The organism is Arthrobacter alpinus, from assembly GCF_001445575.1.
GTDB classification, from domain to species: Bacteria; Actinomycetota; Actinomycetes; order Actinomycetales; family Micrococcaceae; genus Specibacter; species Specibacter alpinus_C.
Genome location: NZ_CP013200.1, coordinates 15963 through 27954, shown reverse-complemented (window position 1 = coordinate 27954; position 11992 = coordinate 15963). Strand labels below are relative to the sequence as shown.

2 protein-coding genes and 3 rRNA genes are annotated in these 11992 nt (G+C 55.8%); all 5 read left to right on the top strand.

Translation table 11 applies throughout. The annotated features are described in order from the left end of the window. Window position 1 precedes the first annotated feature (1 nt). Window positions 2–1789, top strand: coding sequence for a maltose alpha-D-glucosyltransferase (gene treS, locus AS189_RS00065; RefSeq protein WP_062285364.1), 1788 nt, complete (start codon window positions 2–4; stop codon window positions 1787–1789). Then, entirely contained in the window at window positions 1789–5472 is a 3684-nt protein-coding gene (gene glgB, locus AS189_RS00060) for a 1,4-alpha-glucan branching protein GlgB (RefSeq protein ID WP_062285362.1), read from the top strand. Before treS ends, glgB begins: the two co-directional genes overlap by 1 nt. A 457-nt stretch (window positions 5473–5929) precedes the next feature. Further along, window positions 5930–7463, top strand: a 16S ribosomal RNA gene (locus tag AS189_RS00055). Window positions 7464–8031: 568 nt separating this feature from the next. Further along, window positions 8032–11205 (top strand): 23S ribosomal RNA (locus AS189_RS00050). Window positions 11206–11436: 231 nt separating this feature from the next. After that, window positions 11437–11553: ribosomal RNA gene (gene rrf / locus AS189_RS00045) — 5S ribosomal RNA — on the top strand. The 16S, 23S and 5S rRNA genes sit together here, the layout of an rRNA operon. The last annotated feature ends 439 nt before the right edge of the window (window positions 11554–11992 follow it).

Sequence of the window (11992 nt, the reverse complement as noted above, 5' to 3'; positions counted from 1 at the left end):
TATGGCCTTCCCCCATACCAATAGTGCCCCGCAGTTCAACTTGAACGCGCCCGGGTTGGCTCACGACCCTCATTGGTACCGGAAGGCCGTCTTCTATGAAGTGCTGGTGCAGAGCTTTGCCGATGCCAATGAGGATGGGGCGGGGGACTTCTCCGGACTGATCTCCCGCCTGGATTACTTGCAGTGGTTGGGCATCGATTGCCTGTGGCTGCCGCCGTTCTTCGATTCCCCCCAGCTCGACGGCGGCTACGACGTCCGCGATTTCACAGCCGTCATGGAAACATACGGCACCATCTTGGACTTCAAGTCTCTGGTGACCCAGGCCCACGAACGCGGGATGCGGATCATCATCGATCTGCCCATCAACCACACTTCTGACCAGCACCCGTGGTTTAAGGCGTCGCGGGAGCACCCGGATGGGCCGTTTGGTGACTATTACATGTGGAGCGACACCACCGATCTGTACCAGGACGCCCGGGTCATCTTCGTTGACACGGAAGAGTCCAACTGGACCTTTGATCCAATCCGCCGTCAATTCTTCTGGCACCGGTTCTTCGGCCACCAGCCGGATCTGAACTTTGCCAACCCCGCAGTTCGTGACGCCATCTTTAATGTGGTGCGCTTCTGGATGGAACAGGGCATCGATGGCTTCCGCGCCGACGCCATTCCTTATTTGTTCGCAGAGGATGGCACCAACTGCGAGAACCTGCCGCCCACCCACCAATTCCTGCAGGATTTGCGTGCCATGGTCGACGCCGAGTTCCCGGGACGGGTGATCATCGCTGAGGCGAACCAAATGCCTCATGAAGTAGTGGACTACTTCGGCACGGAGGAAAACCCGGAATGCCACATGGCGTTCCACTTTCCCATCATGCCCCGGCTCTACTACGCGCTGAGGGACCAGAAAGCCGCGCCTATTGTTGAGACCATGGCCAACACCCCGTCCATCCCGCGCGGTGCCCAGTGGGGAACGTTCCTGCGTAACCACGACGAGCTGACTCTGGAGATGGTGACCCCGTCCGAACGCGAGGCCATGCTGGGCTGGTACGCACCGGATTCACGCATGCGCGCCAACATTGGCATCCGGCGCAGGCTGGCACCCTTGCTTGATAACTCTCGCGCCGAGATTGAGCTCATCAACGCCCTCCTGCTGGCCCTGCCAGGCAGCCCGTTCCTTTATTACGGTGACGAAATTGGCATGGGGGACAACATCTGGCTTGATGATAGGGATGCCTCACGCACGCCCATGCAATGGAACCCTGATAGAAATGCCGGCTTTTCCAATGCGGACCCGGGCAAGCTCTTCCTCCCGGTGGTGCAGTCGCTGGTGTACCACTACAACCACGTCAATGTTGAGGCGCAGACGGCCCACACCAGTTCGCTGCTGCACTGGAACAAACAGATCCTCAAGGTCCGCAAGGCCCACCCCGCTTTTGGTCTGGGACGCTATGACAACGTGGAAACTTCCCATGAATCCGTGTTGGCGTTCCTGCGCGTGCTGCCCGTGGGCAATGCTGAGGGGGAGGCGCCCGAGATTATCTTGTGTGTCTTCAACTTGTCTCAGCACCCATCTGCAGCCACGCTCAACCTGCCAGGGCTTGCTGGTCGGGGATTACGCGACGTGTTTGGCGGCGATATTTTCCCCGGCATTGACGACGGCGGCCATCTCACCTTGACGCTGGGGTCCTACGACTTCTTTTGGTTGCGCGTGCGCTCCCAATCATCCAACGCCCTTTCCACCCAAACGCAGGCCCTGCCGGTGATTGACGGATCGGAGTTCGGATACTGATGGCGGACACGCTCGAGGAACTCTTAGCCCACTGGCTGCCGCGCCAACGCTGGTACCCCCGCAAGGGCGATTCGGGCGCCGCTGATCAGCTGGTCATTGAAGGCGAGCTGCAACTGCCCTCTGCGGATCCCGCGGTTCGGTTCCGTGTGCTGTTTGTCAGGGTGGGGCCGGCGGATTCCAGCCTCCTGCTCCAAATTCCTCTGAGCCTTCACCCGCCTGAGCAACGAGAAGGCACGGGTGTGCTAAAAAATAAAGCGCCGCATAAGGCTGGATTCATAGGCCGGGTGGCGGGTGCCAGCGTATATGACGGTCTGGGGGACCGGGCATTCTTGCAGGCATGGCTGGATTTACTGGATGATTCCCTTCAGGGTGACGGTGCTGCCGTTACTTTCTCTGCCGCGTCCGGCACTGGCGCTGCCGCCGCCGTTGAGGGTCTGCGCAGCTGGGTGCATCCGGAATGGGTGGATCTGAACTCGGCCGGGCTTGGCCTGGGCGCCGTCTCCAAGGTTCGGGTGGTGGGGACCGAACAGTCCAACACCTCCGTAATCTTTGAGCTCGATGGCCGGCCCGTGATTGCAAAAATTTTCAGGGTCTTGCACCCCGGGGATCATCCCGAGCAGGAAATTGGCGCGGCTCTTGCTGCCCTGTCTGGTGGTCGCCGTGTTCCCCAGGTGCCTGCGTTGCGACTGGCTGTGAAAACCAGACTGAAAGACACCACGTTGTTCGTGGTCCATGACTTTGTGCCTGCGGCCCGGGATGGTTGGACGTTCGCCTTGGCGGCTATCGCCGAAGGAGAGGATTTCTCGCTACGTGCCCATGGCATCGGGAAGACCTTGGCGCATGTCCACCGTGGATTGGCAGAAAGTTTAGGCACCCACGACCAAGATGCTGCCAGTGTCGCCCGCTTCGTTGACTCCCTCAGCGCGCGACTGCAGGCCAGTTGGGACCTGGTGGGGTTCGCCGTCGGGCCTTATGGGCAACAACTGCAAGACGTTTTAGCGCGACTGAACCAAATAACTTTTCTTCCGCCGTTGCAGCGCATCCACGGGGATCTGCACCTCGGTCAGCTCCTTCACCAAGCCACAGCCGGTGACGATGCGGGCTGGTATGTCCTGGACTTTGAGGGCGAGCCGTTGCGTCCACTGGCAGAGCGCAGCCGTGCCGATGTGGTGTTGCGGGACGTCGCGGGCATGCTGCGATCCTTCGACTATGCAGGAGCGCAGGCGACGGCCACCGGGACAACGTCCCATGCCGCAGCGGCCGTTTGGGTAGAAAACAGTACCACTGCGTTTATTGCCGGATATGACAGCATATCCGGAACCAGAATTGACAAGGATTCTGCGCTTTTCATGGCATTGTGGCTGGATAAGGCGCTGTATGAGATTGCATATGAACTGCAAAACCGGCCCGATTGGGTCTGGGTGCCGGTAAACGCCGTGCGGGAATTGTTTGAAACAAGAGAAAGTGGTGTGGACGTGGGACTTAATAAGCTGGCCCCGATGGCAGTCGACGCGGAAGTCTTGGCGCGAATTTCCGAGGGCACCTACTACGCCCCGCACTCAGTGCTGGGTGCGCATTTAGGTGGTGAGGGTTTTGCCACCGTACGTACTTTGCGGCATCTGGCAAAGTCGGTGCAAGTGGTGACAAACTCCGGCGAATACCCCATGACCCACGAACATGGTGGCATCTGGGTTGCCGTCGTCCCGGTGGAGGACTCGGGGAAGGTGCCCGATTACCGCTTGGACGTTGGCTATGCCGACGGGCTCCAGCGCTGCGATGACCCGTACCGTTACCTGCCCACGGTGGGTGAATTGGATATGCACCTGATTGCCGAGGGTCGGCACGAAACGTTGTGGACTGTTCTTGGCGCGCGCGTACAGCGCTACCACTCTGAGCTGGGCGATGTAATTGGAGTCAGTTTCGCGGTCTGGGTCCCTGGCGTGCAAGCTGTGCGCGTCATTGGCGGCTTCAATAGCTGGGACGGGCGCGCACACGCCATGCGAAGCCTGGGTGGCAGCGGCATCTGGGAATTGTTCATCCCAGACATTGCAGCTGGTGAATGCTACAAGTTTGAGATCCTCGCTGAGAACGGGCAATGGCTGCAAAAGGCTGACCCCATGGCCTATGGCACCGAAGTGCCACCCTTGACGGCGTCGTGCGTGGTGGAATCCACGTACTCCTTCAAGGATGGCGACTGGATGGCGCGGCGGGCAAAGTCGGATCCGCACAACGCGCCCATGAGCGTTTATGAGGTTCATCTGGGTTCCTGGCGGCCGGGCCTGAGCTACGAGCAGCTTGCCAAAGAACTTGTTGATTATGTGCAGTGGCTGGGCTTCACTCACGTTGAGCTCATGCCGGTTTCGGAGCACCCTTTTGGTGGGTCATGGGGTTACCAGGTCACCTCCTATTACGCGCCGACTTCGCGGTTCGGTCACCCCGATCAGTTTCGGCACCTTGTTGATGCGCTGCACCAGGCCGGCATTGGCGTCATTATGGACTGGGTGCCGGCGCACTTCCCTAAGGACGAATGGGCGCTGGCCAAGTTCAATGGCGTGGCACAGTACGAACATTCCGATCCTCAGTTGGGCGAGCACCCGGACTGGGGCACACTGATCTTTGACTTCGGCCGCAATGAGGTGCGCAACTTCCTCGTTGCTAACGCCCTGTACTGGTTTGAGGAATTCCACATCGACGGCTTGCGCGTAGATGCAGTGGCGTCCATGTTGTACCTGGATTATTCGCGTGAAGAAGGCGCATGGAGCCCCAACCGCTTTGGCGGCCGTGAAAACTTGGAAGCCATCAGCTTCCTACAGGAAATGAATGCAACGGCTTACCGGCGCAACCCCGGAATCGTCACCATTGCCGAAGAATCCACAGCTTTCCCCGGGGTGACGGCACCCACCAGTGGCGGTGGGCTGGGCTTTGGCATCAAGTGGAACATGGGCTGGATGCACGACTCGCTGACGTACATGGCGGAGGATCCGGTCAACCGTGGTTGGCACCACAACCAAATCACCTTTTCGTTGGTTTACGCTTTCACGGAAAACTTCATGCTGCCCATCAGCCATGACGAAGTGGTGCATGGCAAAGGATCCCTGTTGCGCAAAATGCCGGGGGATCGGTGGCAACAGTTGGCCAACCTGCGTGCATACTTGGCATTCCAGTGGGCACATCCCGGCAAGCAGCTGATCTTCATGGGGACTGAGTTCGGCCAAGAATCCGAATGGAGTGAACAGCACGGGCTGGATTGGTGGCTGGCGGAGAACCCGTCCCATAGTGGTATCCAGGAACTAGTCAAAGATCTGAACCAAAGCTATGCCAGCACCCCGGCACTGTATGAGCTGGACAACGTTTCCGCAGGCTTCACATGGCTCAACGGCGGAGATACGGAAAATAACGTGCTTTCCTTCATCCGGTGGGACAAGGCCGGCAATCCACTGGTGTGCATCTTCAACTTTGCCGGGGTTGCTTATGAGGGATACCGGGTGGGGTTGCCATCGCTGGGTGCGTGGAAGGAAACCTTTAATACAGACCTTTCTGCCTATGGCGGCTCTGATGTCCGCAACGTGGGTGATCTGCAGGCCGAAGCAGAGCCGTGGGATGGCCAGGACGCTTCGGTGCGCCTGCGAATTCCGCCCTTGGGAGCCCTGTACTTGACCCTGAGTGACCCCACTGGCCGCTAGGATCCGTACATCTGCTGGACACCTGCCCGTCGTTTTGTGTTTACGGCGGGCAGGTGCTATTGTTAGTACTCCGCTGAACGAACGGTTCAGATCCGGAATAGACCAAACTACCTGACCTTGAAAAATAGGCTCAATGGTTTGTGTTCAAATGAAAGTTTGAATTCAGTCGAAATTACGGATTTGACGTCGTGTAATTCATGCGGGTAAGCTTGAAAAGTTGCCTCGGCACTGATCATCGCGGACTGTTTGGTTTGTGTATGTGTTGGCTGAGTGTGGTTGTTGTTTGAGAACTCAATAGTGTGCCAAGTTTTATTGATACCAATTTATTTATATTGAATTGGTTATTTGGTTGTGTGTTGCCGCCCCTGTGGTGATGCATGATCGTTTAGCTGGTTTCGAATTTAGTGCATGCTTTCATTACCTTTTTCCGGTGTGATTGTGTGTGTCTGTTTAGTTATTAACGGAGAGTTTGATCCTGGCTCAGGATGAACGCTGGCGGCGTGCTTAACACATGCAAGTCGAACGATGAACCCGCTTGCGGGGGATTAGTGGCGAACGGGTGAGTAACACGTGAGTAACCTGCCCTTAACTCTGGGATAAGCCTTGGAAACGGGGTCTAATACTGGATATTGACTTTACCTCGCATGGGGTTTAGTTGAAAGATTTATTGGTTTTGGATGGACTCGCGGCCTATCAGCTTGTTGGTGAGGTAATGGCTCACCAAGGCGACGACGGGTAGCCGGCCTGAGAGGGTGACCGGCCACACTGGGACTGAGACACGGCCCAGACTCCTACGGGAGGCAGCAGTGGGGAATATTGCACAATGGGCGAAAGCCTGATGCAGCGACGCCGCGTGAGGGATGACGGCCTTCGGGTTGTAAACCTCTTTCAGTAGGGAACAAGGCCACACGTTGTGTGGTTGAGGGTACTTGCAGAAGAAGCGCCGGCTAACTACGTGCCAGCAGCCGCGGTAATACGTAGGGCGCAAGCGTTATCCGGAATTATTGGGCGTAAAGAGCTCGTAGGCGGTTTGTCGCGTCTGCCGTGAAAGTCCGGGGCTCAACTCCGGATCTGCGGTGGGTACGGGCAGACTAGAGTGATGTAGGGGAGACTGGAATTCCTGGTGTAGCGGTGAAATGCGCAGATATCAGGAGGAACACCGATGGCGAAGGCAGGTCTCTGGGCATTAACTGACGCTGAGGAGCGAAAGCATGGGGAGCGAACAGGATTAGATACCCTGGTAGTCCATGCCGTAAACGTTGGGCACTAGGTGTGGGGGACATTCCACGTTTTCCGCGCCGTAGCTAACGCATTAAGTGCCCCGCCTGGGGAGTACGGCCGCAAGGCTAAAACTCAAAGGAATTGACGGGGGCCCGCACAAGCGGCGGAGCATGCGGATTAATTCGATGCAACGCGAAGAACCTTACCAAGGCTTGACATGAACTGGAAATACCTGGAAACAGGTGCCCCGCTTGCGGTCGGTTTACAGGTGGTGCATGGTTGTCGTCAGCTCGTGTCGTGAGATGTTGGGTTAAGTCCCGCAACGAGCGCAACCCTCGTTCTATGTTGCCAGCACGTAATGGTGGGGACTCATAGGAGACTGCCGGGGTCAACTCGGAGGAAGGTGAGGACGACGTCAAATCATCATGCCCCTTATGTCTTGGGCTTCACGCATGCTACAATGGCCGGTACAATGGGTTGCGATACTGTGAGGTGGAGCTAATCCCAAAAAGCCGGTCTCAGTTCGGATTGGGGTCTGCAACTCGACCCCATGAAGTCGGAGTCGCTAGTAATCGCAGATCAGCAACGCTGCGGTGAATACGTTCCCGGGCCTTGTACACACCGCCCGTCAAGTCACGAAAGTTGGTAACACCCGAAGCCGGTGGCCTAACCCCCTTGTGGGGAGGGAGCTGTCGAAGGTGGGACTGGCGATTGGGACTAAGTCGTAACAAGGTAGCCGTACCGGAAGGTGCGGCTGGATCACCTCCTTTCTAAGGAGCACCAAACGCCACGATCGGCTCCGCATGGAGACGTATTGGTGGTGTGAGGAGTAAAGACTCATTGCCAGAACGCATGTTTCTGGGTGAGTTGCTCAAGGGTGGAATATCAATAAAATAGGTGCCTGCTGGTACATGGCGATCTGAATCGAGTACACCGTCCCTTTGGGGGTGGGAGGAAAAGTTCATCAAGGATTGTTGTGTTGTGGTGGGTGGTGTTTGGCACACTGTTGGGTCCTGGAACAACAACGTTCCTTCCTTCGGGTTGGAGTTGTGTTGTGCCTGGTTTCCTGCACATAACGGACTTACTGACGAAAGACACTTTGGTGTTTGTTGGTGGGGATGTGTGTGGTGGGGTTGTTGTTTGAGAACTACATAGTGAACGCGAGCATCTTTTATAAGAAAGCAATTTCTTTGAGAAAATGAATGAACCTGGATCTGATGCTGCATCCTTTTGGGGTGTGGTTGATGTTTTCATGGTTCTCTCGATAATCAAGATACATAAATCATGATGCAGGGCCTCTTTGTGGGGTGTTGTGTTGTGTTTGACCCGCTTGTGTGTGGTCAAGTTTTTAAGGGCACACGGTGAATGCCTTGGCATTAGGAGCCGAAGAAGGACGTAGGAATCTGCGATAAGCCTCGGGGAGTTGATAACCAAACTTTGATCCGAGGGTGTCCGAATGGGGGAACCCCGCTACCCGGTGTAAGCCGAGGTGGTGACCTGCACCTGAATATATAGGGTGTGTGGAGGGAACGTGGGGAAGTGAAACATCTCAGTACCCACAGGAAGAGAAAACAATAGTGATTCCGTTAGTAGTGGCGAGCGAACGCGGATCAGGCTAAACCGTGTCATGTGTGATAGCCGGCGGGCGTTGCATGGTGCGGGGTTGTGGGACTTACCGTTCTGATTCTGCCGGATCAGTGAGGGGAATGGTGCATGTATAGGTGAACGGTTTTGAATGGCCGACCGTAGAGGGTGAGAGTCCCGTAACTGAAATGCAGTGCACTCCCTGGAAAGTATCCCAAGTAGCACGGGGCCCGAGAAATCCCGTGTGAATCTGTCAGGACCACCTGATAAGCCTAAATACTACCTAATGACCGATAGCGGACAAGTACCGTGAGGGAAAGGTGAAAAGTACCCCGGGAGGGGAGTGAAATAGTACCTGAAACCGTGTGCTTACAATCCGTCAGAGCAAGCGTGCACCTTTGGGTGTAGTTGTTCTTGTGATGGCGTGCCTTTTGAAGAATGAGCCTGCGAGTTAGTGTTACGTCGCGAGGTTAACCCGTGTGGGGAAGCCGTAGCGAAAGCGAGTCTGAATAGGGCGAGTTTAGTGGCGTGATCTAGACCCGAAGCGAAGTGATCTACCCATGGCCAGGTTGAAGCGCGTGTAAGAGCGCGTGGAGGACCGAACCCACTTCAGTTGAAAATGGAGGGGATGAGCTGTGGGTAGGGGTGAAAGGCCAATCAAACTTCGTGATAGCTGGTTCTCCCCGAAATGCATTTAGGTGCAGCGTTGCGTGTTTCTTACTGGAGGTAGAGCTACTGGATGGCTAATGGGCCCTACAAGGTTACTGACGTCAGCCAAACTCCGAATGCCGGTAAGTCAGAGCGTAGCAGTGAGACTGTGGGGGATAAGCTTCATAGTCGAGAGGGAAACAGCCCAGACCACCAACTAAGGCCCCTAAGCGTGTGCTAAGTGGGAAAGGATGTGGGATTGCTTAGACAACCAGGAGGTTGGCTTAGAAGCAGCCATCCTTAAAAGAGTGCGTAATAGCTCACTGGTCAAGTGATTCCGCGCCGACAATGTAGCGGGGCTCAAGTACACCGCCGAAGTTGTGGATTTCAAACATTGCCCTAGCCAGTAGGTTCGTCCTTTGGTTCAGGGGTTTGGAGTGGTAGGGGAGCGTCGTGTAGGCATTGAAGTCGCAGTGTGAACTAGCGGTGGAGCCTACACGAGTGAGAATGCAGGCATGAGTAGCGAAAGACGGGTGAGAAACCCGTCCGCCGAATGATCAAGGGTTCCAGGGTCAAGCTAATCTGCCCTGGGTAAGTCGGGACCTAAGGCGAGGCCGACAGGCGTAGTCGATGGACAACGGGTTGATATTCCCGTACCGGTGAAGAACCGCCCCTATTGAACCAATAATACTAACCACCCAAACCACCATTGAGTGTCCTTCGGGACCAGGGTGTGTGGGGAGCGTGGGACCTGAGTTGGGGATGTAAACGTATTAACAGGTGTGACGCAGGAAGGTAGCCGAGCCGGGCGATGGTAGTCCCGGTCTAAGGACGTAGGAAACACGATAGGCAAATCCGTTGTGTTGTCTTCAATGACGATTCTGAGATCTGATGGGACCCCCGCATGGGGGAATTCGGTGATCCTATGCTGCCTAGAAAAGCATCGACGTGAGGTTCAAACCGCCCGTACCCCAAACCGACACAGGTGATCAGGTAGAGAATACTAAGGCGATCGAGAGAATTATGGTTAAGGAACTCGGCAAAATGCCCCCGTAACTTCGGGAGAAGGGGGGCCTGCCATGTGAAGGACACTAGCTGTCCGTGAGCGTGTGTGGGCCGCAGAGACCAGGGGGAAGCGACTGTTTACTAAAAACACAGGTCCATGCGAAGTCGCAAGACGATGTATATGGACTGACTCCTGCCCGGTGCTGGAAGGTTAAGAGGACCGGTTAGCTCAACTTGTTGAGCGAAGCTGAGAATTTAAGCCCCAGTAAACGGCGGTGGTAACTATAACCATCCTAAGGTAGCGAAATTCCTTGTCGGGTAAGTTCCGACCTGCACGAATGGAGTAACGACTTCCCCGCTGTCTCAACCATAAACTCGGCGAAATTGCAGTACGAGTAAAGATGCTCGTTACGCGCAGCAGGACGGAAAGACCCCGAGACCTTTACTATAGTTTGGTATTGGTGTTCGGAGTGGCTTGTGTAGGATAGGTGGGAGACTGTGAAGCGACAACGCTAGTTGTTGTGGAGTCATCGTTGAAATACCACTCTGGTCACTTTGGACATCTAACTTCGGCCCGTAATCCGGGTCAGGGACAGTGCCTGATGGGTAGTTTAACTGGGGCGGTTGCCTCCTAAAAAGTAACGGAGGCGCCCAAAGGTTCCCTCAGCCTGGTTGGCAATCAGGTTTCGAGTGTAAGTGCACAAGGGAGCTTGACTGTGAGAGGGACACCTCGAGCAGGGACGAAAGTCGGGACTAGTGATCCGGCGGCACATTGTGGAATGGCCGTCGCTCAACGGATAAAAGGTACCTCGGGGATAACAGGCTGATCTTGCCCAAGAGTCCATATCGACGGCATGGTTTGGCACCTCGATGTCGGCTCGTCGCATCCTGGGGCTGGAGTAGGTCCCAAGGGTTGGGCTGTTCGCCCATTAAAGCGGTACGCGAGCTGGGTTTAGAACGTCGTGAGACAGTTCGGTCCCTATCCGCTGCGCGCGCAGGAAATTTGAGAAGGTCTGTCCTTAGTACGAGAGGACCGGGACGGACGAACCTCTGGTGTGTCAGTTGTACTGCCAAGTGCATCGCTGATTAGCTACGTTCGGATGGGATAACCGCTGAAAGCATCTAAGCGGGAAGCCCGCTTCAAGATGAGATTTCCATACACCTAAACGTGTGAGAGGCCCCCAGCAGACCACTGGGTTGATAGGCCGGATGTGGAAGCGAGGACTAAAGACTCGTGAAGCTGACCGGTACTAATAGGCCGATAACTTACACCACACACACTCTTATATGACATGAGTATGCTCGCGTTCACTATGTGGTTCCCAACCAACAAACCCATCAAGGATTTGTTAAGTTGAAACCAAAAAAAACAGGTTCCTTTACTGTGACTCTACCCACCAGTTCCTGGTGAAAAGAGAAACACGAAGAGCCTGTATAATAAAATACTGTTGCTCCAAGAGCACCCAACAAGCCACCCAACCAGGAAACTGGAACTGGGGAACGAGTTACGGTGGTCATAGCGTGGGGGAAACGCCCGGTCCCATTCCGAACCCGGAAGCTAAGACCCACAGCGCCGATGGTACTGCATTCGTGAGGATGTGGGAGAGTAGGACACCGCCGGACAACACGTAAAAAAAAGGGTCGAGGCCCCACACCAACACTGGTGTGGGGCCTCCCCACATTTAACACCACAACCACAACACCCCCAACACCACTATTCAAGGCCACCCCCACCCAAGGTGGCCACCACTATTTAAAGCCGCTCTGCTCACCCCAGCAGCAGCTACCCCACCACCGGCACCGCCTGTGCCGAAGCAGACCCGGGTGATGGCTCTTTCGAGCAACACCGTTGATGGCCACCCCGCCTAGGTGGCCATTGCTGTTTAAAGTCCGTGGTGGAGGCCGTGCTGTCATGGGTGCTAAGGAGCGTCGTACTTCTTGGTTGTCTGTGGGTTCAAGCTACACAAGCAACAGGGGTGGCCGGCCAGGACGCTCGGGGCGGATCTGTGGAGTACAGCGGCGTGGAATCCGTAGTTCTGTTCATACCAGGATGTTCCTCTGC